We start from the raw sequence: 24,930 nt of genomic DNA, 5'->3' as shown, positions 1-24,930 counted from the left end.
TACAATTGAGCTACAGCCGTCGTGTAGACCGTCCGAGTTTAGAACAGACAAAACCTATTCGTGAGTTTTCTACTCCTATGGTAACGACATTGGGGAATCCTGAATTAAGACCTCAATTCACTAATTCTGTAGAGATAAATTACACTAAGACCTTAGAAAAAGGGAGTTTAAATTTGGGAATTTATGTCAGGGGGATCAACGATCAGATCAGCAGAGTCATAGATACGGATTATAATGAGGCAGTGGGCAACAAACTAATCGTATCTTATACCAATTTTGATCATAATACGGCTTATGGATTTGAAGCTTCTTTTAATTATAAAATCACAAAATGGTGGGATATCTCGCCGTCGATTGACTATTCAAGTATCAATCAACGAGGTATTGTTTTTTCATTAAACCCGATCACAAACACAGGAACGCCAATCGATCGAAAAATTACAGTTTCTGCTTTAACCAGTAGAATAAGCTCTAATTTTAAAGTCAACAAACGCATGAGCTTTTTACTATTTGGTCTTTACAATGGGCCAAGTGACGGTCTTCAGGGCAACAGCCACCAAATGTACAAAATGGACATAGGCACGCGTTATACTTTATTGAACGATAAAATGAATATCAGCCTTCGTTTTAATGATGTTTTCGATACTATGAAATATTCTTTCGACACACAATATCCTTACCCGCACTCAGGACTGAGCACCTGGGAAAGTCAAACGGTTTATTTAGGTCTGACCTACAATTTTGGAGGAGCAAAAATTAACGGTATGAACCGTAAAAATAGAGAAGAGAGCAATATTGGCAGTAGCGGTGGAGTTCTTTAATACCGTATTCATCACTAAAGTTTAATTATTTATTTAAAAATAAAAAGTCCGGAGTTTACAAATTCCGGACTTTTTTTGTTGAATTCTATTTTCTGTTAACTTAATTGATCCCTTTTGATTTTACTGTTCGATCGGTCGAATAATCACCAGATTAGGCATACAAGTCACAATTACTCTTCCTCCAAATTCGAAGCCAAGTTTCTGTAGCCAGTTTCCGCAGAGTTTGATCTCAGGAACTTTTTTCTGACTGTATTCATTAAATCTCATTTTGGGTTGAATTTTCAGACTACGCACATCCGGGCGTCTGATTGTTGTTCGTTTGTCGTTTCGCATAAACTTATATTTTTTAAAAAGAGGCCTGACGATGCTGCGAAACGACAAACATAGTTTGAAGGTATAGGACTTGCACCTACTCTTCGCCAGGCTTTATCTTTGATTTTTAAATTTGATGAATTGTACATAATTTATATTTAATCGTTTCGCATATCAAATATAAGATAATTCTTTCAAAAAAAACACTATTTAAAAATCATTTTAATCTATCTAGTCCGTGACTTAACAAAACATAACATTTGTCCGAACGTAACCCTGCCTTTAAAACCCGACCTTTATTTTATAGATTCCGTTTACAGGAAGTTTTTTAATTCTTTTATTTCCTCAGGATTTGCTTTTTCGGTTTGATCTGTAATCGCAGACGAATGATAAAAAGTAGGCTGCAATTTTTCCTGAAGCAATTTAATGTTTGAAGAGCGCAAACCTCCTCCGGGCATGATTTCAATTCGGTCACCCGCTAATTTCTGAATCAATTGTAAATCCAAAATTCCTTCTTCAACATTCTTCCCACGTCCTGAAGTCAGTATCGTTTGAAAACCACATGCAATCACCTCTTCCAATCCTTGTTCGATCGAATTCACAACATCAAAAGCACGATGAAAAGTACAGGAAAGTGGGCTGGCCAATTGCACCAGTTCCAGATTCTGCTTTTTATTAACACTGCCATCCTGATTTAAAATCCCGAAAACAAAACCATCAACTCCCAGTGCTTTAAGTTGTTTAATATCTTGTTTCATTTCCTGGACCTCTTCTTCGGTATAAACAAAATCACCACCACGAGGCCGGATAATAACGTGCATTTTAATGGTTAGTTTTTCCCGAACTCTTTCTGCTGTTATCAAATTTGGCGTTGTCCCGCCAAGTCGCATATCATCGCATAATTCGATTCTGTCTGCTCCATTGTCTTGTGCAATTATCGCCGATTCGTAATTGAAACAGGCTATCTCCAGTTGATTTTTTTTCATTTGATTGATTTAAAAGTGGCACCAGCTTGATGACGCCAAACAAAAATATAAATTAAAAACTGAACGATCAAAGCAAATCAAAGGTTAGAGTAACCATAAAGGCTTCGACTCCGCTCAGCCGGACAATCGTTGTCGCGATCCTCTTGAAACCTAAATATCACCCTGAGTGGAGTCGAAGACTCACAAACCGTAAAGGCTTCGACTCCGCTCAGCCGGACAAGCGTTGTCGCTATCCTCTTGAAACCCAAATGTCACCCTGAGCAAAGTCGAAGACTCACAAACCGTAAAGGCTTCGACTCCGCTCAGCCGGACAAGCGTTGTCGCTATGCTCTTGAAACCTAAATGTCACCCTGAGCGAAGTCGAAGGCTCACAAACCGTTAAGGCTTCGACTCCGCTCAGCCGGACAAGCGTTGTCGTTATCCTCTTGAAACCTAAATGTCACCCTGAGCGGAGTCGAAGGCTCACAAACCACAAAGGCTTCGACTCCGCTCAGCCGGACAAACTTTGTCACTATCCTCTTGAAACCCAAATGTCACCCTGAGTGGAGTCAAAGGCTCACAAACCGTTAAGGCTTCGACTCCGCTCAGCCGGACAATCGTTGTCGCAATCCTCTTGAAACCTAAATGTCACCCTGAGCGGAGTCGAAGGCTCACAAGCCGTTAAGGCTTCGACTCCGCCAGCCGGACAATCGTTGTCACTATCCTCTTAAAACCTAAATGTTACCCTGAGCGGAGTCGAAGGCTTATTTACCACTAAAGTTTCTTATTAACGTGGTTCTTATGACTCGTTTCATTAAAACATTCAGCCAGTTGTTTTAAATCATCCCATCTATCGTTTATAATAGCTTCTTTCTTTTTTCTACTCCACCCCTTTACTTGTTTTTCGAATGAAATGGCCTGAAGCACATACTTAAAATCAGTGTAAAAAACGAGTTCCAAAGGTCTTCTACTAAAAGTATAACACCCCTTGTTTAAACCCGACTTATGCTCATTGAATCTTCTTTCAATATTATTTGTAACTCCGGTGTAATAACTATTATCAGAACATTTCAAGATATAGACATAATACAATTTCATAACATATACCTTTTAATTAAACCTAACTAAAAGTAAGAAAAATCTTTTAAAAAACATATGCTTATAATATAACTGATTTGCCTATTGGAACGTGGGCTTCGACTCCGCTCAGCCGGACAATCGTTGTCGCTATCCTCTTGAAGTACAAATGTCACCCTGAGCGGAGTCGAAGGCTCACAAACCATAAAGGCTTCGACTCCGCTCAGCGGGACAAACGTTGTCGCTATCCTCTTGAAACCTAAATATCACCCTGAGCAGAGTCGAAGGCTCACAAACCGTTAAGGCTTCGGCTTCGCTCAGCCGGACAATGCAGTGCACAAAAAAACCTGCTCTAAAAAAGAGCAGGCTATGAAATATAATGCAAGATGAATTAATTTACCACTTAATGATTGCACTTGCCCAGGTAAAACCACTACCAAAGGCAGCCAGTACAACTGTATCTCCGGATTTGATTTTTCCTTGCTCCCATGCTTCAGTCAAAGCAATCGGAATAGAGGCTGCAGTAGTATTTCCGTACTTCTGAATATTATTGTGTACCTGGTCGTCACTCAATTTGAATTTATTTTGAATGAATTGTGAAATTCTTAAATTCGCCTGATGAGGAATCAACATATCAATATCTGAAACCTGTAAACCATTTGCTTCTAATCCTTCATTGATTACTTCAGCAAAACGAACCACAGCATTTTTAAATACAAACTGTCCATTCATGTACGGATAATAACTCTCATCATTAGGATCATTATCTGCTATAATATCAGTTACCCAGCGCGCTCCCATTCCCGGTGCCTGTAAAGCTAGTTCTTCGGCATGTTGTCCTTCAGAATGCAAATGCGTTGATAAAATTCCTTTTGTCAAATCTTCTTCACGGCTTACAACTGCCGCTCCTGCTCCATCTCCAAAAATTACCGAAACTCCACGGCCACGAGTAGTCATATCCAATCCTGTCGAATGTACTTCTGAACCAATTACCAGGATATTTTTATACATTCCGGTTTTGATGTATTGATCGGCAACCGACAACGCATAAACAAAACCAGAACATTGATTTCTAACATCCAGTGCTCCTACAGTACGTAATCCTAAATCACGCTGTACCAAAACTCCGGGTCCTGGAAAATAATAATCCGGACTTAAGGTAGCAAAAACTACAAAATCAATATCTTCTTTGGCGACGCCAGAACGTTCTATAGCAATTTTAGCTGCTTTTACACCCATTGTAGTTGTGGTATCTTCCCCACGAATAATATGTCTACGCTCCTGAATTCCAGTTCTCTCCTGAATCCATTCATCATTGGTATCAATTATCTTAGACAAATCATCGTTGGTCACAACATTTGAAGGGACATAATATCCTAAGCCCGCTATTTTTGAATGATACATATTGTTTTATTATTTGTTAAAAAATTGTAATGCAAATTTAAGTATACTTTAAAACATTAACGTCCAAATTAGTGTTTTTTTCGTAATTGGCAATTCAATATACTTTAATTATAAATAGGATTCTGACAGTTTATATTCTGAAAAAACAGTTTTTGCCTGAAAAATGTGAAAAGTATCAAAAATAACACCTAAAATGTAACAAGTTTGAAGTATTTTAGTCAAACATATAGGAATACCAAACTCTAAACTCCTAAAATTCACATTATGAAATTAAAGGTTACATTACTTTTGTTTCTTAACATTGGCTTTTTTGCCTTTGCACAAGAAAATCTCACTTACCAAAAACCATCAAAATCTATCTTAGATTTAGCCGATTACGAAAAAGCTCCTACAGTATCGATGGATACTAAAAAGGAGAATATGTTATTAATGTACAGGAGTACATACAAAACACTCGATGATTTAAACCAGGACGAACTTCGCTTAGGAGGTTTAAGAATTAATCCGGTAACAAACATTTCCAGCTCTGTAACTTATACGACAAATTTAAAGCTAAGAAAAATTAGCGGTAAAGAAGAAGTTCAGGTTTCGGGATTACCTCAAAATCCAAAAATAAGCAACATCCTTTGGTCTCCAAATGACAAGAAAATAGTGTTCTCTCACACCACAAATTCAGGTGTCGAACTTTGGTTTCTGGATGTTGAAACTGCAAAAGCAACGAAACTTACTGAGGCAACTGTTAATGCCAATTTAGGAAATCCGTTTAGCTGGTTCTTAGACAATGAGACTATTTTGGTAAAAATGCTTCCAAAAAACAGAAAACCATTATTGGATCCTAAAAATGATTTACCAACCGGTCCAATTATCTCTAATACAGCAGGAACAAAATCTCAAAACAGAACGTTTCCTGATATGTTAAAAAATCAAAGTGACGAAATTAATTTTGAAAACATCACCACTTCTGAACTTTACAAAGTTAATCTTAACGGAAATGCTACATTGTTTAAAGAAGCTGCAATGTATTACGGAGAGAGAATTTCGCCAGACGGTAATTATATTATGCTGACCACGATTCAAAAACCATTTTCTTACGTAGTTCCTTTATACCGATTCCCATCCAGAACTATTGTTTATGATGCGAGAGGAAAAGAGATCAAAATAGTTAATGAAGTTCCGTTAAACGAAATAATACCAAAAGGTTTTATGGCTGTTCGAAAAGGAAAAAGAGAAATGGCATGGAGAAATGATAAACCTGCAACCTTATCTTATGTTGTGGCTTTAGATGAAGGTGATCCTGCCAATAAGGTTGATTTTAGAGATGAAGTTTTTCTTTGGAACGCTCCTTTTACAAGCGAAGCAACTTCTTTAGCAAAAGTTCCACAGCGTTACGACGATATTATTTGGGGTAATGACAATGTGGCTTTTCTAACAGATCAATGGTACGACACTCGTAACACCAAAACCTACCTGATCAATCCGGCAAACCCAGCTCAACAGCCAAAAGTAATTACAGACAGAAACCAACAGGATGTTTACTCAGATCCGGGAGTTTTTGAAACCAGAAAGAACGAATACAACAAATATGTTCTGGCGATTGAAAAAGACAACGCTTATCGTATTGGAGATGGATATACAAAAGAAGGACAATTTCCTTTTATTGATGAATTCAATCTAAAAACGTTACAATCCAAACGTATTTATACCTCACCGTACAAAGACAAAAAAGAAGATTTACTTGAAATTGAAGATTTTAAAGCAGGGAAAGTTTTGGTACAAATTCAGTCTAAGAGTGAATATCCGAATTATTACTTTAGAAATATCAAAAAACAAAACAGCTTAACACCAATAACTTCTTTCAGAAACCCGTTTGAAAGCATTAAAAATGTGAGTAAGGAAGTGATCAAATACAAGCGTAAAGATGGTCTTGAACTTTCAGGAACTTTATATTTACCAGCCGGTTACGACAAAGCAAAAAAAGAAAAGTTACCTTTATTAATCTGGGCTTATCCAGCTGAATACAAAGACAGAAACAGTGCCGGACAATCGACTCAAAATTCAAATGAATTCACAACTCCTTATTACGGATCGTTTGTGTATTGGGTAACCAAAGGGTATGTTGTTCTTGATGATGCTGCTTTCCCTATCATTGGTGAAGGCACTACAGAACCTAATGATAACTTTATGCCACAATTAGTAGCCAATGCTGAAGCTGCAATTGATGCTGTTGATGCTTTAGGATACATTAACCGTAAAAAAGTAGCTATTGGAGGTCACTCGTATGGTGCTTTTATGACGGCCAACTTACTGACTCACTCCAACCTTTTTGCTTGTGGAATCGCCCGAAGCGGTGCTTATAACAGAACGCTGACTCCTTTTGGATTCCAGACAGAACAACGTAATTACTGGGAGGTTCCGGAAGTGTATACTAAAATGTCTCCTTTTATGAATGCCGACAAAATGAAAACACCACTTTTGTTAGTTCATGGTGAGGCCGACAATAATCCAGGAACTTTCACTTTACAAACAGAGCGTTACTATCAGGCTTTGAAAGGCTTAGGAGCAACCGCAAGAATGGTTATTCTACCAAAAGAAGCACATAGTTATGTTGCCAAAGAAAACATTTTACACTTACTTTGGGAACAAGATCAGTTTTTAGAAAAATACTTAAAAAACTAAAGACTTTTATAAGTAACAAACCCGACAGGTTTTTAAAACCTGTCGGGTTTAAAATAATAGCCCTAAACCTAATTCATAAGTTTAGGGCTATTATTTTATAGATAATTTAAGCCTAAGAATTATAACGCTATATTCCTGTTCTCTTAATTTTAGTCCCCTTTACAAATTATTCGGTTATTGATTATTCTCGCGGTATACTATTCTTCCAAGTCTGCCTTTAGACCCCATTACCCGGCCCTTCACCAACCATGAAATACTAAAGTTAATAAATGCACATGTTTCACTGATAAGCGTAGCCTGCTTTACATGCCAATGCTGCAATAATGGCAACAAAACAATAAAACTTAAAGCCATCAATAACCCGCATACAATATAGAGGTAATTCTCATTTAAAAAATGAATGGGAATGTTTTTATTTTCCTTCTGTCCTATCGTAAATACAAAAATAGAAATCATAGCCAGGCAAGTAAAAGCTATTACAGCGAGATAATTGTGTATCTGACTTAAAAACGGTAAATCAGCTGGAATAAGAGAATAAATCTTTATTTTGCCATGAGTCGGATTAGTAGGAAATAGCGCTACTAAAAGAAATGCAATCCCTGCAAGATTAGAAAGAAAATTGTCATTTTTCCAGAATTTCCACCATACAGAACTTCCAAATCCTTTGTAAGTAATTAAAAAAAGCGCCAGTACACTGAGACTACAAGTAAATATATCTCTTAAGTTTGTGTAGTAATATGCACTAAAAGACACCTGAAGAGTTAAATAATCTGGTCGACTCAATAAAGAAGCCGTTATAAACGTCAATGGTAAAAAACCGGCCAAAACTCCAATCGCTTTTCGGAGCCTTAGATAACTAATTCTTTCTATTTTAGAGTTATCATCTCTTTTGTCAAAGATCATAAGAAAAGTATTAAAGAGCAAATATCTTTAATATAAATGAATTTTCCTACTTTTTTATGTGCCCGCTACAAAAAAACTAAACGGAAACGCTTAAAAATCTCTTTTCGCGTTATTTATAGATAATTCAAACCTAAAAATATTTCCTGTTCGAGAGGCAGGTCAATTTCACTTTCAAAAAAGATTAATTGTCTTTTATAAACCGTTTCGATGAGATAGTGATTCCCTCTAAAATAAGTTCTTCTGATTTTTACCGGTAAATTAGACTCTGTAACCATTTTAAACTGATGTGGATAAACTAGAGTTTTATGCATTTGATCTTCGTAAGGAACCAAAACATGAGTAGGAACTTCGTTGACCTCTCCAAAAAGTGAGGCTACATATTTCGTTTCAGGGTCTTCATAAATTTTTGTTGGGTTGTCTTTAATGAGGACCTCTCCGTTACGCATTACAATCGCTTCATCAGCAAATGACAAAGCATCCGTACTATCGTGTGTAGCAATAATGCAGGTAATTCCTTTTTGCTTCAAATAGCGAAATAAATTTCGGCGCAATGCATTTTTTCTGAAAGCATCAATTTGACTGAACGGCTCATCCAATAAAATCACTTCGGGTTCTAAAGCCAAAACTCGCACCAGCGCCACTCTCTGCTGTTGACCCCCACTCAAAAATTTAGCTTTCACGTTTGAAAACTGCTCCATTTCTACCATCTCCAATAATTCCTGAACACGCAGTTTTTTCATGTTTGCAAAACCATTCGAAAGAAACTTCCCAACATTTTCCGCAACTGTTTCATAAGGAGACAAATCAAAATCCTGAGCCAGATATTTCATGAATGGCATTCCGGGAATCAAATTGTACTTTGGTCCCAAAACAGGTTTTTCATTATAAAAAATCTTGCCTTCATCCAGGTTGTACAAACCGTACATAAGTTTTAAAAGTGTACTTTTTCCGCAGCCGCTTTCCCCAATAATGGCAATATTCTCACCTTTATTTATGGTAAAAGAAACGTTTTTTATAACAGGGTTTTCGGTGTACGAAAAAGAGATATTTTGAATGTCGAGCATGGGTTATATTTGAAAGTTCAAATTTACAATGTTTAATTTCTAAAGTCAAAAAAAGCTGCTTCAATTTATGAAACAGCTTTTAAGAAATTTTATTGTAGATTGAAACTATTTTCCAGCCTGAGCTTTAGCATCATTTACCATTTTGTCGTTTGCAGTGATAGAAAACTCTACACGACGGTTTTGTGCTCTTCCTTCCGGTGTGTCGTTTGTCGCAATTGGATCAACAATACCTAAGCCTGAAGTTTTGAAACGGCTTGATTTTAATCCTTTTGAAACTAAATAAGCCTGTACCGAAGCAGCTCTTTGTCCTGAAAGTGTCAAATTGTATTCCGGTCTTCCTGTATTATCAGTATATCCAAAAATTTGAATATCAGTATCTCCATACTCGTTAAATACCGGTACCAGTTTATCTAAATTTGCTTTAGCCTGAGGCGTCAAAGAAGATTTATTAGTATCAAAACGTACTGCATTTTCATTTAAAGTTAAGTGAATTCCTTCTCCTACTCTTTCTACGTTTGCACCTGGTAAAGCCTGATCAATTTCACGGGCTTGTTTGTCCATTTTGTTTCCAATAAGAGCACCAGTTCCTCCACCTACAGCAGCTCCAATTGCAGCTCCCAAAGCAGCATTTCCACCTTTTCCTAGGTTATTTCCTAAAACAGCACCTATGATACCACCCGCAACTACTCCAATTCCGGCACCTTTTTGTGTGTTATTTGCATTTTTTACTGAATCGCAGCTTGTAAAAAAACTTGCTACTACTAGCAAACAACTCAAACTTAAAACGGTTATCTTTCTCATCTTTTTATATTTTTATTTTTAATTGGCTCTTTGAAATTGGTACACTACATCTTTTGTTTGTCCACCTACGTTAATGTTATCGATCAACTGAAATGAATTATCAGTCAAACCTGCAACTTTTAATAGGTATCCATCTCTTACCTTTTTAGCTTTTATCCCAGCATCCAAAATTTTAAGAACAAACATTCCCTGATTATTAACACTCCAAACAATTGGTGAATTAAATCCGGTGCAGCTTGCTGCTGTCAAAGCCATTGACCCTTTGTTGTTATTTGAAATGAAATTCCACGTACTTCCGATGAAGCATTTAGAATCTGCAAGATCAAAAGAATTTACCTTGATATATTCAGAACCAGGATAAGAAACATTGGTTAAAACCCAATTTCCTTTAATAGCTACCTGAGTAGGTCTGTCAAGTTTAGTCGATAGTGTGGGTGCTCCATTTGAAGCTGTTGTAGACGAAGCTGATTTACACGCAAAAAACATCGCGGCCATCATGCAAATGAAAATAATTTTCTTCATTTCGTACATTTTTTTTAGAGTTAATACTGACACGTTTAACAATTATTATACCACAAAGATACAATTCATAGGGATATCTCGGGTTTCAGAATCTAATTATTTTCTTTCAAAATTAACACTTGCGCCATTTTGTCACCCAAAAAACAATTGGTATTCTATTTGAAGAAATGAAAATCATCACATTAAACTAAAAAATAAAAAAATATGACAACAGGTAAAATTAATGTTTCGGTAGAAAACATCTTTCCCTTAATCAAAAAATTCTTATACAGCGATCACGAAATTTTCTTACGTGAGCTTGTTTCCAACGGAACTGACGCTACTTTAAAACTAAAACATCTTATTAGTATTGGCGAAGCTAAAGTAGAATACGGAAATCCGGTTATCGAAATCAAAGTAGATAAAGAAGGAAAAAAAATCCACATTATCGATCAGGGTCTTGGAATGACTGCTGACGAAGTGGAAAAATACATCAATCAGGTTGCTTTTTCAGGAGCTGAAGAATTCCTTGACAAATACAAAGATTCTGCTAAAGATTCAGGAATTATTGGTCACTTTGGTCTTGGTTTTTATTCCGCTTTTATGGTTGCAGAAAAAGTAGAAATCATTACAAAATCATACAAAGATGAACCTGCAGCTCACTGGACATGTGACGGTAGCCCTGAGTTTACTTTAGAACCTGCTGATAAAACTTCACGTGGTACTGAAATCATCCTGCACATTGCTGAAGATTCTCTTGAATTTTTAGAAGATTCAAAAATCAGTGGATTATTGAACAAGTACAACAAGTTTATGCCTGTGCCAATTAAATTTGGAACCAGAACAGAAACACTTCCAAAACCGGAAGATGCTCCTGAAGATTATGTCAATGAAACGGTTGAAATCGACAACATCATCAACAATCCAAATCCGGCATGGACGAAACAACCAACTGAATTATCTGACGAAGACTACAAAAACTTTTACAGAGAATTATATCCAATGCAGTTTGAGGAGCCGTTGTTCAACATTCACTTAAATGTAGACTACCCTTTTAACCTAACCGGAATTTTGTACTTCCCTAAGTTAGGTTCGGACATGCAGATTCAAAAAGACAAAATTCAATTGTACCAAAACCAGGTTTACGTTACAGATAATGTAGAAGGAATTGTACCTGAATTTTTAACGATGTTAAAAGGTGTTATTGATTCTCCGGATATTCCATTAAACGTTTCCCGTTCAGGATTACAAGCTGATGGCGCTGTTAAAAAGATCTCAAACTATATCACTCGTAAAGTAGCTGATAAACTAAAAGCTTTGTTCAATGAAAATCGTGCTGATTTTGAACAAAAATGGAACGACATTAAAATCGTTTTAGAATACGGAATGCTTTCTGAAGATAAATTCTACGAAAAAGCCGGTGCGTTTGTGTTGTACCCAACAGTTGATGATACCTACTTTACTCTGGAAGAATTAAAAGAAAAATTAAAAGAAAATCAAACTGACAAAGACGGGAAACTGATCGTCCTTTATGCCGGAAACAAAGATGCACAGCATTCTTATATTGAAACAGCAAAAGAAAAAGGATATGAAGTATTACTCTTAGATTCACCTATTATCTCACACTTAATTCAAAAAATTGAAAGTGACAATAGTGATTTAACTTTTGTACGTGTAGACTCTGATCACATTGATAATTTAATCAAGAAAGAAGAAAACACCATTTCTAAATTGTCAGATGAAGAAAAAGAAACTTTAAAAACATCTTTAGAAACTTACATCCCTAAAGCATACTCTGTACAACTGGAAGCAATGGACAGTCAGGCGGCTCCATTTATCATCACCCAACCTGAATTCATGCGAAGAATGAAAGAAATGAGTCAGTCAGGTGGTGGCGGAATGTTCGGAATGGGCAATATGCCGGAAATGTACAATTTGATTGTAAATACCAATTCAGACTTAGCGTCAAGCATCCTGAACACAGAAGACAAAACACATCAGGAACACTTGGTAAAACAAGCTTTAGACTTAGCAAAATTGTCACAAAACTTATTAAAAGGAGAAGCTTTAACCGCTTTCGTAAAAAGAAGTTTTGAAATGATTAAATAAAACTTTTAGCAAGAGAAGTTTTCAAAATTAGAATTTAGGCCCTGCAAGTAAACTTGCGGGGCTTTTTATTTTTAGAAAAACAAGCTTCAATTAAGCCCCACTGAATCCAAGCGGATTTTTTTATTGTATTTCATTTTTTTCGTTACATTTGATCGCCTTTTAATCTAATCAAAAAACAAAAACTACTATGAAAAAAACAGTGTTTTTACTCCTAACCATTTGTACAACAGCACTAACACAATTTTCCTGCTCTGGCAATGATGACACAAAAAAACAACCTGAATCTGATGTCACGTCAGTTGGAGCTTCTCTTACCATCGATGCCATTAACGATATGGACATCAAAACCGGGTTAATCGTTACAACAAAAAACACTTCCTCAGCAAAATCAAACGAGACAACACCGGGAATCTGTGGCGCAATTACAATTACACAACAAAGCCCAACCTCTTATCCGAAAGTTTTCACAGTTGATTACGGAACCGGATGCACTGACAATCTGATCAACAGAAAAGGGAAATTAAAAATCACGCTTTCAGGACCGATAATTACTACCGGAAGTAAAATAACCATCGAAAGAATCGACTATTCTTTTAACGGCATAAAACTGGAAGGAACAATAGAATACACCAACACAACAACTGTGGCAACTGTACCACAATGGAGCCGAAAAGTGACCAACGGAAAGTTCACTGATTTAGAAGGCAGAGTTTATCTTAACTCAGGAAACTGGACTGTAAAACAAACTGCAGGTGTCGATACTCCTTACGTTCTGGAAGACAATACATATGAAATGACTGAAGGAAACCACACCATCACCAGCTCAAACGGAGCCGTATTAACCTTAACCGTTCAGGAATCATTAATTAAAAAATATACTTGCGATTTTATTTCCAAAGGAAAACTAAAAATTCAGGGCAACTTACTAAACGGAGTGGTTGATTATGGCAATAATGATTGCGACAAAAAATTCACTTACACAAACGAAAACGGAACTACATTTAATCTCTCCATGTAATACTCTTTATTCCTAAAAAGATCAAATCCCAATTTAGAAATAGATTGGGATTTATTTTTTGGCAAAATTTGAATGCCACCACAGTACATTCAAACTATTTTCTTTATTTTGCAGCAAAATCTAAAAAACCAATGAAAAAATCAATTATTGCTTTTGTTACTCTTGCCCTATTGGCATCCTGCAGCAAAAAAGAATCAACTGACGGTTTGCACCTTACAGGAAACATAAAAGGATTAAAAAACGGAACTTTATATATTCAAAGAATCGTTGACACATCACTTGTTGCTATTGACAGCATTAAAATAGACGGAAATTCTGCATTTGAAACAAACATAAAACTGGAATCTCCTGAAATGTTATATTTATTCCTGGATCGCGGAGTAACCAATTCACTAGACAACAATGTTATGTTTTTCGCAGAACCTGGGAACATCAACATCGACACGAACCTCGATAATTTTATTTATGGTGCAAAAATTACCGGATCTAAAAATCAGGAATTGTACGATGAGTATAAAAAGATAAATTCCCGTTTTAATGAAGAAAGCCTTGCTATGGTAGAATCGAGATTTAAGGCTGTAAAAAGACAAGACCAGAAAGCCATTGACAGTATTAACACCAAACAGGAATCTAACATCAAAAGAAAGTATTTATACGCTACTAACTTTGCCCTAAACAACAAAGATCACGAAATCGCTCCTTACATTGCTTTAGCTGAGATTTACGATATCAATGTTAAGTTTTTGGACACGATTCAGAAATCAATGACGCCAAAAGTAGCCAATTCATTATACGGTAAAAAACTAACAAAATACGTTTCCGACATCAAGAAAGAGCAACAAAAATAAAATCCAACAAAAAATGTCCTGACTATTCAGGACATTTTTTTTATATCAAATTTCATCTCCCCCCCTATCTTCCAAGCAGAGCACCCAAAATTCCAAATACAAATACAAGTCCGTATAAAGCAAGAATAGCCAGCATGAAAATACCGATGAATTTATAGTGTGATTTAAGATACCCCAGAGAACTGGTCAACAACTCTGAATCATTCTCTCTAAAAGCTCTCTTTGTATTTACAGCAAACTTGTACAAATAATAAACCGGAAAGAAATAGATCGCCGCAATAAAAACATAGACAAATCCCATTAACGCTCCAAAAGAGCCTCCAAGACCTCCCATTCCCGACATGCTATTTCCCATAGCCGAAAAAATAGTTCCTGCAAAAACGGCAATTAAAACCATCAACCCAATTCCTACGAATCCTAAAATAGACAGGAAATAAGCCCATTTGGCGGTTTCCTTTAAAAAGTCTTTAGCAGTTTGGTCAAGCTGCAATTCAAATTTTTCAAAAACTGATGTTTCTTCCATTATTAATATGTTTTTTGGTTAAGTAACAAACATAAGAAAAATAGCATTACAAACACCTCCATCAAAAATAGGTCAGATACAAAAAAGACAGCTTCCAGGGTATTTCGTTTAATTCCCAGCGAGTTTCGCACAGATTTCTTATAGACGCTTCCAATACTACACCGGCGTACTTTGCGTAAAACCTTGCGCTCTTTGCGGTCAAAAAACCATATGCAGATTCATTTCACAAAAACTCGAATCTCTATTAATTTCACTTAAGAGCAAAAAAAAACCACCACTAAAAAGTGATGGTTTCACGTTGAGCCGGCGGAGGGACTCGAACCCACGACCTGCTGATTACAAATCAGCTGCTCTAGCCAACTGAGCTACGCTGGCGTCTCATTACGGGTGCAAATATAAGTCGGTTTTTCGTTTTTCCAAAATAAATCTGCACTTTTTTATGCTTTTTTTTGCTTACAATTCGTTGATTTTAGCAATCAATTGATTAGCAGTTTCTTCCAATTCGATATTGATTTGCTTGAAGTGCGCTTTTTTGTTTTCAACATTCTTAGCGTTTACTTTTGTGATCAAAGTATCAAATGCAGCGATAGCCTGATCAACCAAAGCGTTCGTTTCAGGAGTAGGATTTCCTGTTGTTGACATTTCAAATAAGTAAATTGCCTCAATAATATCTCCTAATACGAAATTGATGTCTTTCTTTAAGTTTTTAACGTTTGCCATTTTTATTTTAATTTAAATTTGCGACTGCAAAAGTACATATAATCTTTTTATTACGCGCTATGAAATGTAAATTTCTAAAATTGAAGCATTTCCATTTAAAAGAAATGCATTTATCTCAGCTTGAAACGAGTACCTTTTCTACTCTACAATACTAGCTCTTTAATCGTTTCCATTGCTTTCTGAATATGTTTTGCCGCATTCATACTATCAAAAATCAGAATAACTACTCCATTCTTATCGATAATATAAGTAACTCTTCCCGGCAAAAGGCCAAATAGTGTGTTACGCACCCCAAAAAGATGTCGTAATTTTTTATCCTGATCAGACAATAGTATAAAAGGCAATTGATGTTTGTTGGCAAATTTATGATGCGACTTTACAGTATCACTGCTTATACCAATAACTTCAGCGCCCAAGTCCTTGAAATCTTCGTATTGATCTCTAAAACTACAAGCTTCTGTCGTACATCCCGGTGTATTGTCTTTTGGGTAAAAATAAATCACGAGCGGCTTTCGTCCCAAAACACTTTGGCTTTCGAAAACTTCTCCATGATTATCTTTAGCAGTAAAATTCGGAACTATATCTCCTATTTTTAATGACATTTATTCTTCTCCTTTATAAGTTACAAAATTGCGGTCGGTTTCATTCAAAACAATTTCTAAATCAAAATCGGGTTGAATTCTCTTTTTAATTTTATTCCATATCACAACAGCAATATGCTCCGCTGTTGGATTCAAATCCTGAAATTCCGGAACATCCAGATTCAGGTTTTTGTGATCGAACGGAATCTCTACTTCTTCACGTATGATATCCGCTAATACTTTCACATCCAGAACAAAACCGGTTTCGGGGTCAATTTTTCCTGTAACACTTACTGTTAAACCATAATTATGACCATGAAAATTGGGGTTATTGCATTTTCCAAAAACGGCATCATTCTTTTCAAATGTCCAATCTTTCCTGTACAATCGATGTGCAGCATTAAAATGTGCTTTTCTAGATATGGTTACTTTCATTTTGGTTGGTGGTTGGTTTAGTTTAAAGTTTATGGTCTTCTAAATAATGATAAAATTCATCAAATATTATTTTAAACCATACGGTATAAATTTCGGGCTGTTGTTGAATATCTTCTTTTACATCTTCTATTTTCATCCATTTCCAATCCTCCACTTCATCTGTATTGATCGCCGGATCATCATTAAAATATCCAATCATAACGTGATCGAGCTCGTGTTCTGTCAAGCCATTATCAAAAGGAGCTTTATAAATAAAGTGAAAGAGTTCCTTTAAATCTGTCTTAAACCCCATTTCCTCAAAAAGTCTCCTGCTTCCGGCCTGGACATTTGTCTCTCCTTCACGCTGATGACTACAGCATGTATTTGTCCAAAGTAAAGGTGAGTGATATTTTTGATGAGCACGTTGTTGTAACATTATTTCATTCTTATCATTTAAGACAAAAACCGAAAAAGCACGATGCAACATCGCTTTTTCATGTGCTTCCAATTTTGGCATTAAGCCAATTTGTTCATCCTGTTGGTTTACTAGTATTACTTTTTCTTCTATCATAGGGCTTATTGATCAAACAAAAATACGAAAAAAGAAATGGCTTGAAAATCCTGAAAGAGATTGTGAAAAGTTTAACGAGCTTAGAATCACACAAAAAACTAGCTATCAACAAAATACAAACCAATTAATCTTCAAAACTCTTTAAATACAAGCCTTAAAACTGAATTCCTTTGTTTTACGTAAATAATAAAAGTTAAAACATACTTAAAAAAATCTGAATTGTAAACTACGCGACATTTCCAGGCGAAATCTAGCCGTATCTTTGAAATACAGAATTAAAGCATTCCTAACAATGAAAACAAAAACTCAATTTCTCAGCCTTTGCTTTTTAATTCCGCTCTTTATACTACAAGCATGCGGGCAAAATGCAAAAAAACAAAATACAACAACGACGGCCATGGAAAACAAAATCAGCAAGCCCGGAAATCCTTATTATTCCAATACCGACACAACTAAACTCAACGTCAGCAATGCCGAATGGAAAAAAGTACTCCCTGAAGATGTTTATGCTGTAATGCGCGAAGCGGACACCGAAAGACCTTTCACCGGAAAATACTGGAAAACAGATGAAAAAGGAACTTATTATTGCGCTTCCTGCGGCAATAAACTTTTTCGCTCGGGAGCTAAATTTGCCAGCAGCTGCGGATGGCCTAGTTTCTTCGAACAAGACAACAAAAAAAGTGTTGTTTACAAAAATGACAACTCCCTTGGTATGGAAAGAATTGAAGCACTATGCGAACGTTGTGGCGGACACTTAGGTCATTTATTTGATGACGGACCTCCACCAACCGGAAAACGCTACTGCATGAATTCGATTGCACTTGACTTTATTCCCGATACTAAATAAAACTAAAAATGAAGAACTTATTCTTAATTAGTCTATTTGCATTGTCCATAAATGGATTTGCACAAAACAGCAAAACAAAAAGCTCCTCAAATCTGGAAACAATTACACTTGGAGGTGGCTGTTATTGGTGCGTTGAAGCCGTTTATGAAAATCTGGCAGGGGTAAAATCTGTAGTCTCCGGTTTTTCAGGAGGAAAAGTCGCTAATCCAACCTATGAAGAGGTTTGCACAGGAACAACGGGGCATGCCGAAGTAGTCCAGATTACTTACGATAAAAGCGTTACGGATATCAATGAAATTTTCAAAGTTTTCTTTACCGTTCACGATCCAACAACCTTAAACAGACAAGGGGCAGATGTTGGTACGCAATATCGATCTGTTATTTTTTACAAAAATGACGAACAAAAAAAGGCCGCAGAAAGTATTATTACCGAACTGAACAAAGCAAAAGTCTACAGCAGCCCTATTGTAACAAAAATAGAACCCTTTAAAGTTTTTTACAAAGCTGAGGATTATCATCAAAATTATTATGCTAACAATAAGAACCAACCCTATTGCAAAATGGTCATTCAGCCCAAAATAGAAAAATTTGAAAAGGTTTTTAAAGACAAACTCAAAAAGAAATAATACTTGTTTATAAAGGTTAATACAAGTTGCCGTTCACTCTCGTGGACGGTTTTTTTATTACCTTTTCTCCCCAAAACACATCTTTAAGAACTCTTTTAAAACTGCAAACTAATTTTACCGTAATTTGTATTCTCAAAATAATGTAAAAATGAAAGCACTTACCTTTTCTTCTTTCGGAAATTCTGATGTTTTGGAATACATTGAAATTCCGAATCCACAATTAAAAAACGATGAGATTTTAGTCGAAATGAAAGCCATCGGATTAAACTTTGCCGATGTTTACAGACGAAAAGGGAACTATCATTTAAAAGGAACCCCTCCTTTTATTGCCGGTTACGAAGGTGCCGGAATTGTAACAGACCCTAACAATCATCCCGAATACAAAGTTGGTGATCGCGTAGCTTTCGCCGATGTTCCTTTTGCAAATGCAGAATTAGTCGCGGTAAACATCAACCACGTTTTACCTTTACCCGATACGATTTCTTTTGAAACTGCAGCAGCTGTTTTACTACAAGGTTTAACAGCGCATTACTTAGCGACCGACAGTCACAAAACCGTAAAAGATGAAACAGTATTGATTCACGCTGTAGCCGGGGGAGTTGGACAAATTCTAACACAAATCAGCAAACTTTTAGGCGCAAAAGTAATTGGCTTGACTTCATCTTCAGAAAAAGCAAAAGTAGCATTTGAACAAGGTGCTGATCGTGTTTTCCTTTACAACGAAAACTGGAAATCGCAAGTCTTCGAAATGACTCCAAAAGGCGTCGATGTTGTTTATGACAGTATCGGAAGCACTTTAACTGAGAGTTTTGAAGTTACGAAAGAATGTGGACAAGTTGTTTTCTTCGGAATGGCAGGCGGTGATCCGGAACCGGTAGACCCGAGAATGTTAATGGACGGTTCTAAAACTTTAACCGGGGGAGATTTATGGAGCTATTTAAATTCCAAAGAAGAAAGAATCAAAAGAGCAATGCAATTGTTCCACTGGATTTCTGACGGAAAAATCAAACTTTCCGAACCAACTTCTTTCAAATTATCAGAAGGAAAACTAGCCCACGATTATCTCGAAAGCCGAAAAAGCACCGGAAAAATTATTCTGATTCCTTAATTTTTTTGCCACGAATTCACGAATCATTTAAAATAAAATTCGTGAATTCGTAGCATTTTTTTTAACGCAAACCCCTAAAGATTCCTCTTAAATCAACCTGTCAATTCCCATTTCGGTTATTTCGGACAATTCTAATAGTCGGGTTACATCCTTTTTGTTAGCTACAAAAAACAAATAACTATCACCTTGCGTATCGTAACTCATTAATTCTAAATCTTGTTTTGCCAATTCCTCTTGAATATACGGAAACAAATCATGACTGTACGTTTCTTCAGGATATTCAAAAGTAAAATCTTCACCAATCATTTCTGAGATGAAATATTCAGCATCTTCCGGATCAAATTTCCAGTCGCTGTGCCAGGAATTTATTCCTTCAAAAAAGTCGAATTCGTAATCATATTCTTCATCCTCTTCCTCCAATCCAAAGTTATCAAAAAGCGTCTGAGACTGATCTTTCAATAACTCTTCTTCCATATCTCCTCGAGAAAGCAATTGCAAAAACTCTCTAAAATGCCCGACTGAAACCTCATCCGGCATTAAACTTTCGGCAGAAGGACGAATAACTGTTGGTGCCAACTCGATGCCCATGTATTCGCAAATTCCCTGAAGTACTGTTTTGAAATCATTAAAACCTATTTCCTGAAGTTGATTCTTTGGCGCTTCGATATCAATTGGTTCGGCTTCCAAAAATCCTTTAGTATAGTCATAAAAATAACTGTTTGAATACAGCAGCCTAAAATCATTCGTCTCCATACTATTGGTACAACAAAAGAAGATAATAAAATTTTGCAAAACGTGCTTCAAATGTTTTTTCATCTCTAATGAAGGCTCCGAGTAAAACTCAATATGAAGATAATTGCAAACAGGTTCCTCCAGCATTTCATCATCAGAAAGTGGAGCAATATTCACCTTTTTATACAATTCGTTTAAAACTTCATGTGAATTTTTAAATCCGCTCTTTTTTATTTCAGCCCTGCCTTCTTCATGATCAAATGAATCCGGAAAAGAATACATCGTTGCAGAAACTGTGTCGTGAATTCCTTTCATTTTAAAATCCACTCGACTTGACTCATTTTGCAGATAAGTATAGATAGAATCCAGAACATCAAAAGAAACGATTGATTCCGGATTGTTATTTCTTCCAAAGAAGTTAGAAAAGAAGTTTTTCATAAAAAATACTATAGTATAAAGTTAAAAACAGGTTTTACAAACATACTACTTTTAACCCCTTGGGTGAATTAATTTTAACACATAGAAACATAAACACTATATCTATAAAAAAGGCGTTTCACTTTATTTAAATAGGCATAGCCTTCTCTGTGAAAGAAATGTATTTCTTTTTTAGTTCTCTTTTTACACATATCCCGATGCTTCGGGACTATGTGTTAAATCATTTTTTTGCTAATTATACCGAACGTGTTAAAACACATAAAAAACATTCTATTTTAAAGCCTCAGCAATCATTAAAGCGCATTTTTCTCCATCAATGGCTGCAGAAATAATACCTCCGGCATATCCGGCACCTTCTCCACACGGGTACAAGCCTTTAATTTGCAAATGCTCATAAGTCATAGGATCTCTAGGGATTCGAACTGGTGATGACGTGCGGCTTTCCGGAGCATGCAAAATTGCTTCATTGGTTAAATAACCGCGCATTGATTTTCCAAATTCTTTAAAGCCTTCACGTAAAATTTGCGACAAAAATCCCGGAAAAACCTGCCCCATCTCAACCGATGTTGTTCCGGGAACGTAAGAAGTTTTCGAAATATCAGCTGAAACTTTATTCTGTGTAAAGTCGATCATTCGCTGAGCAGGAACCTTTTGAGTCTGCCCTGCCAAATGCCATGCTTTTTGTTCGATACTTTTTTGAAATTCCATTCCGGCCAAAGCTCCAAACTTTGCAAAAGGCTTAAAATCTTCCAACTTTAATTCGATTACAATTCCTGAATTTGCCGTAACCTGATCTCGTTTCGAAGGTGACCAACCATTAGTAACCACCTCACCCGGGCTCGTTGCACAAGGTGCAATTACACCACCCGGGCACATGCAAAACGAGTACATTCCGCGACCGTTGACCTGTTTTACAATAGAGTATGGTGCCGGAGGCAGATGCTCTCCTCGATAATCACAACTGTACTGAATACTGTCAATTAATTGCTGTGAATGTTCTGCACGAACTCCTAAAGCAAATGGTTTTGCTTCTATAAAAATTTTCTTTTTGTCTAATAACTCAAAAATATCACGTGCCGAATGTCCTGTCGCCAGGATTAATTTATTGGCCAAAATCTTGTCGCCGTTTTGAGTAACGACACCTTCAACTTCATTATTCTTTACCAAAATATCAGTAACGCGTGTATCAAATAAAACCTGACCACCAAACTCTATGATTTTATTTCGAATATCTTCAATAATTTTTGGCAATTTATTGGTTCCGATGTGTGGATGCGCTTCTATCAAAATGTCTTCAGAAGCTCCAAAAGCAACAAGCAATTCTAAGATTCGGGTTACATCTCCACGCTTTTTAGAACGTGTGTATAATTTCCCATCTGAATAGGTTCCTGCTCCACCTTCACCAAAACAATAATTAGAATCTTCGTTAACGATATGTTCACGATTTATTGCTTTTAAATCACGACGACGTCCACGTACATCCTTTCCGCGCTCCAGTACAATTGGTTTTAAACCTAACTCTATTAATTGAAGTGCCGCAAAAAGCCCTGCCGGACCTGCTCCAACTACAATTACTTCCTGTGCAGACGAAACATCCTTATATACAGGCAATTCTATTTTAGTTTCCTGAAAAGGTTCGCCCTGCAAATAGATAATAACTTTTAAATTGATTTTGATCGCTTTTTGACGCGCATCAATAGATCGTTTCAAAATCGAAACGTGTTGAATTTCTTTGGGAGAAACTTTTATTTGTTTAGACAAATGGTCTTTCAACAACAATTCGTTTGCTGCTATTTCCGGTGTTACCTGAAGTAAAAGTTCTCTTGGCATTGTATTTTATTTATTCAAATTAGCTTTTCTTTCTATGAAAAGAACATGCAAAAGTACTATTTTGAAATGAAAATACATCAATTGAAAATTTTATCTGAACTAGGATGATAACGTTCTTTTACATTGAGTGAAGTCAAAATGTAGCAAAGGTTCTCGACTTCGCTCGAACGGACAAGGGGTCTTGACTTCGCTTGGACCGACAAAGGTTCTCGACTTCGCTCGAACTGACAAAGGGTCTCGACTTCGCTTGGACCGACAAAGGTTCTCGACTTCGCTCGAACTGACAAGGGTTCTCGTCTTCGCTCGAACCGACAAAGGTTCTCGTCTCCGCTCGAACGGACAAGGGGTCTCGACTTCGCTCGAACTGACAAGGGGTCTCGACTCCGCTTGGACTGATAAGGGGTCTCGACTTCGCTCGAACGGACAATAAGACAATTTCAAAGTGAATTTTCAAACTAACCTTTGTACCTTTGCCTCTTTGAAACTTTGCACCTATAAATAATGTCCAGAAAAATAAAACTAATTTGGGATTTCCGTGGGCCGGCTTCTGCTAAAACAGCTGAACATCATGAAATTCACTTAAAAGAATATATCGCCATCGAAAAACTTCCGTTGAACATTACGGGGTTTTCAATAATAAACGATATGCATGCGATCGCTTTTATGGTCGTTACCGATGAAAATATGATTCCCGTAAGAGATGCTTTGAAGCCGCATCGGGGGGAAGTATTTGAAGGATAAAATTCTAATTTTTGGGATGAAATTCCAATAAAAATAAATTCCAAATTCCAATTGCTTAACCAGCTTGGAATTTGGAATTTATATCTTGAGTTTTTTTTTATTTTACAGCAATTAGAAATTAATTTTATAATCGCTAAATATATAGGTATCCTTTTTCTCTCCTGAAAGTTTTATGCTTTTAAATTCTACTACTTCATCATTCTTTATTTCATAACTATACACTTCTGGATTTTTTGCACTCGAAGACAATTCATAAAATTTTCCTTTTTCTGTCCACCATTTCCCTTTTTCAGTAAAAGTTTCTATTTGGCAATCCTCTTTTGTAGTAAACATAATCACATAGGTACCGTTTTCAAATCTTTGTTGTATCCAGTGCTTTTCTATGCCTTCAATCTGTTTTTCAACTTCAAAACCTTTCCAGACTCCAATTAATCTAGAATCTTGTTCTTTACTTTCTGTCGAAAAACTAAAAATTAACATCGCCAATAGCAGAAGACCAAGTGATGTAAATAAAAATGATGTTTTTTTCATATAATTAGTTTAGAGGGATTTCAATTGTTTTCATATAATCGTTTGAAAAAATAAACATAAAAGATTCCACTTTCTTATCGGCTTTGTAATCAGCTTCTTTTTGCTTTAAATATTTATTTTCTTTATTATTACTATTTGAGTTTTCAAGTGTCAATTTGTTTAAAACCTTATCACTTTCAACCGTGATTTCTTTAAATTCTTTTGCTTTTTGTTTGTATTCGTCAGTCTTTTTATAATATTTAAAATATTTCTTTTTAAAATCCACAAATTCTTCGGCGGTTAATTTTTTAGATTTTACGTTTACTCCATCTTTTAGTTCTATCAAAGTATAATTTTCAAATATAGAACTATATCCCATATGAACATACTGCAACATTTTTCCTGAAGGACAAATTAGAAGACCAGAATAAAAGTTACATTCAAAATTTTTGTTTTCACCAAAAATAGCTTTATAAATAGAAGTCAAGAAAAAATCGCTTTCGCCTTTACTATTCTTCTTGTAATCCTCCTTATATATATTTTCAACAACCAGTTTTCCTTCCAAAAACTTAAAATAGGCGATATAACCTCTCCAATTTGCACTAGAGACGGTAGTTATTAAATTTTCAGGAATAGGATGTATCTTGAAATATTCTTCTAATGGATTTGACTGAATTCGCAATGTATCTTTATCAATAATCAAACAATCTGAAACCTGAGCAGTTGCAAACGATTTGGTAGATATCAATACGACAAAAATAAAAATAGCTTTTAAAAACTTCATAAAACA

Annotated in this window: 26 protein-coding genes and 1 tRNA gene; 9 read left to right on the top strand and 18 right to left on the bottom strand. The window is 36.0% G+C overall.

Annotated elements, in window-relative coordinates:
• On the top strand, positions 1-821 hold an 821-nt coding region (locus tag JO950_RS09820; RefSeq protein ID WP_202702480.1), incomplete at its 5' end, for an outer membrane beta-barrel family protein.
• Between the two features lie 120 nt (positions 822-941).
• Here the strand turns inward: JO950_RS09820 and JO950_RS09815 are convergent.
• The 4 genes from JO950_RS09815 to JO950_RS09800 form a co-directional block, all read right to left on the bottom strand.
• Positions 942-1,154 carry a SymE family type I addiction module toxin gene (locus JO950_RS09815; protein ID WP_202702479.1) on the bottom strand — a complete coding sequence of 71 codons (213 nt, stop codon included), beginning with the start codon at positions 1,152-1,154 and terminating at the stop codon, positions 942-944.
• A gap of 293 nt (positions 1,155-1,447) precedes the next feature.
• Positions 1,448-2,119, bottom strand: coding sequence for a copper homeostasis protein CutC (locus JO950_RS09810; protein WP_202702478.1), 672 nt, complete (start codon positions 2,117-2,119; stop codon positions 1,448-1,450).
• A gap of 753 nt (positions 2,120-2,872) precedes the next feature.
• A complete protein-coding gene (locus JO950_RS09805) occupies positions 2,873-3,196 on the bottom strand; it encodes a GIY-YIG nuclease family protein (RefSeq protein ID WP_202702477.1) in 324 nt (107 codons plus the stop codon).
• Between the two features lie 375 nt (positions 3,197-3,571).
• Complete coding sequence (locus JO950_RS09800) at positions 3,572-4,579, bottom strand: 3-oxoacyl-ACP synthase III family protein (protein ID WP_017494896.1); 1,008 nt, start codon at positions 4,577-4,579, stop codon at positions 3,572-3,574.
• Positions 4,580-4,843: 264 nt separating this feature from the next.
• On the opposite strand from JO950_RS09800, the gene JO950_RS09795 reads away from it, so the two are divergent.
• Positions 4,844-7,255, top strand: coding sequence for a prolyl oligopeptidase family serine peptidase (locus JO950_RS09795; protein WP_202702476.1), 2,412 nt, complete (start codon positions 4,844-4,846; stop codon positions 7,253-7,255).
• A gap of 174 nt (positions 7,256-7,429) precedes the next feature.
• Here JO950_RS09795 and JO950_RS09790 read toward each other — a convergent pair whose 3' ends face one another.
• From JO950_RS09790 to JO950_RS09775, 4 genes are all read right to left on the bottom strand, one after another.
• On the bottom strand, positions 7,430-8,158 hold the full coding sequence (locus tag JO950_RS09790; protein WP_202702475.1) for a hypothetical protein: 729 nt from the start codon (positions 8,156-8,158) through the stop codon (positions 7,430-7,432).
• A 113-nt stretch (positions 8,159-8,271) separates the two neighbouring features.
• The gene (locus tag JO950_RS09785; protein ID WP_202702474.1) at positions 8,272-9,222 is read right to left on the bottom strand and encodes an ABC transporter ATP-binding protein; all 951 of its coding nucleotides are present in this window, start codon (positions 9,220-9,222) and stop codon (positions 8,272-8,274) included.
• Positions 9,223-9,327: 105 nt separating this feature from the next.
• A complete protein-coding gene (locus tag JO950_RS09780) occupies positions 9,328-10,023 on the bottom strand; it encodes an OmpA family protein (protein ID WP_202702473.1) in 696 nt (231 codons plus the stop codon).
• An 18-nt stretch (positions 10,024-10,041) separates the two neighbouring features.
• Entirely contained in the window at positions 10,042-10,545 is a 504-nt protein-coding gene (locus JO950_RS09775) for a lipocalin family protein (RefSeq protein WP_026109809.1), read from the bottom strand.
• Between the two features lie 204 nt (positions 10,546-10,749).
• On the opposite strand from JO950_RS09775, the gene htpG reads away from it, so the two are divergent.
• The 3 genes from htpG to JO950_RS09760 all read left to right on the top strand — a co-directional run bounded on the left by htpG (position 10,750) and on the right by JO950_RS09760 (position 14,499).
• Positions 10,750-12,633 carry a molecular chaperone HtpG gene (gene htpG, locus JO950_RS09770; RefSeq protein WP_202702472.1) on the top strand — a complete coding sequence of 628 codons (1,884 nt, stop codon included), beginning with the start codon at positions 10,750-10,752 and terminating at the stop codon, positions 12,631-12,633.
• Between the two features lie 187 nt (positions 12,634-12,820).
• Positions 12,821-13,651, top strand: coding sequence for a hypothetical protein (locus JO950_RS09765; protein ID WP_202702471.1), 831 nt, complete (start codon positions 12,821-12,823; stop codon positions 13,649-13,651).
• Between the two features lie 131 nt (positions 13,652-13,782).
• Complete coding sequence (locus tag JO950_RS09760; protein ID WP_202702470.1) at positions 13,783-14,499, top strand: DUF4369 domain-containing protein; 717 nt, start codon at positions 13,783-13,785, stop codon at positions 14,497-14,499.
• Positions 14,500-14,563: 64 nt separating this feature from the next.
• Here the strand turns inward: JO950_RS09760 and JO950_RS09755 are convergent, their stop codons facing one another.
• The 6 genes from JO950_RS09755 to idi all read right to left on the bottom strand — a co-directional run bounded on the left by JO950_RS09755 (position 14,564) and on the right by idi (position 17,308).
• Entirely contained in the window at positions 14,564-15,022 is a 459-nt protein-coding gene (locus JO950_RS09755) for a hypothetical protein (RefSeq protein WP_202702469.1), read from the bottom strand.
• A 301-nt stretch (positions 15,023-15,323) separates the two neighbouring features.
• Positions 15,324-15,397: transfer RNA gene (locus tag JO950_RS09750), tRNA-Thr, on the bottom strand.
• A gap of 78 nt (positions 15,398-15,475) precedes the next feature.
• The gene (locus JO950_RS09745; protein ID WP_202702468.1) at positions 15,476-15,742 is read right to left on the bottom strand and encodes a hypothetical protein; all 267 of its coding nucleotides are present in this window, start codon (positions 15,740-15,742) and stop codon (positions 15,476-15,478) included.
• A gap of 143 nt (positions 15,743-15,885) precedes the next feature.
• Positions 15,886-16,344, bottom strand: a complete 459-nt coding sequence (locus tag JO950_RS09740) for a peroxiredoxin (protein WP_202702467.1) — start codon at positions 16,342-16,344, stop codon at positions 15,886-15,888.
• The gene (locus JO950_RS09735; protein WP_017494907.1) at positions 16,345-16,758 is read right to left on the bottom strand and encodes a 6-carboxytetrahydropterin synthase; all 414 of its coding nucleotides are present in this window, start codon (positions 16,756-16,758) and stop codon (positions 16,345-16,347) included.
• Positions 16,759-16,780: 22 nt separating this feature from the next.
• The gene (gene idi / locus JO950_RS09730) at positions 16,781-17,308 is read right to left on the bottom strand and encodes an isopentenyl-diphosphate Delta-isomerase (protein WP_202702466.1); all 528 of its coding nucleotides are present in this window, start codon (positions 17,306-17,308) and stop codon (positions 16,781-16,783) included.
• 292 nt (positions 17,309-17,600) lie between these two features.
• On the opposite strand from idi, the gene msrB reads away from it, so the two are divergent.
• The 3 genes from msrB to JO950_RS09715 all read left to right on the top strand — a co-directional run bounded on the left by msrB (position 17,601) and on the right by JO950_RS09715 (position 19,889).
• The gene (msrB, locus tag JO950_RS09725; protein WP_202702465.1) at positions 17,601-18,155 is read left to right on the top strand and encodes a peptide-methionine (R)-S-oxide reductase MsrB; all 555 of its coding nucleotides are present in this window, start codon (positions 17,601-17,603) and stop codon (positions 18,153-18,155) included.
• A gap of 8 nt (positions 18,156-18,163) precedes the next feature.
• The gene (gene msrA, locus JO950_RS09720; protein ID WP_202702464.1) at positions 18,164-18,781 is read left to right on the top strand and encodes a peptide-methionine (S)-S-oxide reductase MsrA; all 618 of its coding nucleotides are present in this window, start codon (positions 18,164-18,166) and stop codon (positions 18,779-18,781) included.
• A 148-nt stretch (positions 18,782-18,929) separates the two neighbouring features.
• Complete coding sequence (locus JO950_RS09715) at positions 18,930-19,889, top strand: quinone oxidoreductase (RefSeq protein ID WP_202702463.1); 960 nt, start codon at positions 18,930-18,932, stop codon at positions 19,887-19,889.
• A gap of 87 nt (positions 19,890-19,976) precedes the next feature.
• On the opposite strand, the gene JO950_RS09710 is transcribed toward JO950_RS09715, so the two are convergent.
• Together JO950_RS09710 and JO950_RS09705 are read right to left on the bottom strand one after the other, a co-directional pair.
• Positions 19,977-21,059, bottom strand: coding sequence for a hypothetical protein (locus JO950_RS09710; protein WP_202702462.1), 1,083 nt, complete (start codon positions 21,057-21,059; stop codon positions 19,977-19,979).
• A 270-nt stretch (positions 21,060-21,329) separates the two neighbouring features.
• Positions 21,330-22,889 (bottom strand): NAD(P)/FAD-dependent oxidoreductase, encoded by a 1,560-nt coding sequence (locus tag JO950_RS09705; RefSeq protein ID WP_202702461.1) that lies wholly within the window; start codon positions 22,887-22,889, stop codon positions 21,330-21,332.
• Positions 22,890-23,390: 501 nt separating this feature from the next.
• Between JO950_RS09705 and JO950_RS09700 the strand changes: the two genes are divergently transcribed.
• Complete coding sequence (locus tag JO950_RS09700) at positions 23,391-23,630, top strand: hypothetical protein (RefSeq protein WP_017494914.1); 240 nt, start codon at positions 23,391-23,393, stop codon at positions 23,628-23,630.
• 111 nt (positions 23,631-23,741) lie between these two features.
• Here the strand turns inward: JO950_RS09700 and JO950_RS09695 are convergent, their stop codons facing one another.
• Together JO950_RS09695 and JO950_RS09690 are read right to left on the bottom strand one after the other, a co-directional pair.
• Positions 23,742-24,161, bottom strand: coding sequence for a hypothetical protein (locus tag JO950_RS09695; protein WP_202702460.1), 420 nt, complete (start codon positions 24,159-24,161; stop codon positions 23,742-23,744).
• 4 nt (positions 24,162-24,165) lie between these two features.
• The gene (locus JO950_RS09690; protein WP_202702459.1) at positions 24,166-24,924 is read right to left on the bottom strand and encodes a hypothetical protein; all 759 of its coding nucleotides are present in this window, start codon (positions 24,922-24,924) and stop codon (positions 24,166-24,168) included.
• Between the last annotated feature and the right edge of the window lie 6 nt (positions 24,925-24,930).

Origin of the sequence: Flavobacterium sp. UGB4466, from assembly GCF_903469665.1 — a bacterium.
Taxonomy (GTDB): Bacteria; Bacteroidota; Bacteroidia; order Flavobacteriales; family Flavobacteriaceae; genus Flavobacterium; species Flavobacterium lipolyticum.
The sequence above is the reverse complement of the archived record's forward strand: the minus strand, read 5'-3'. Positions and strand labels throughout refer to the sequence as shown.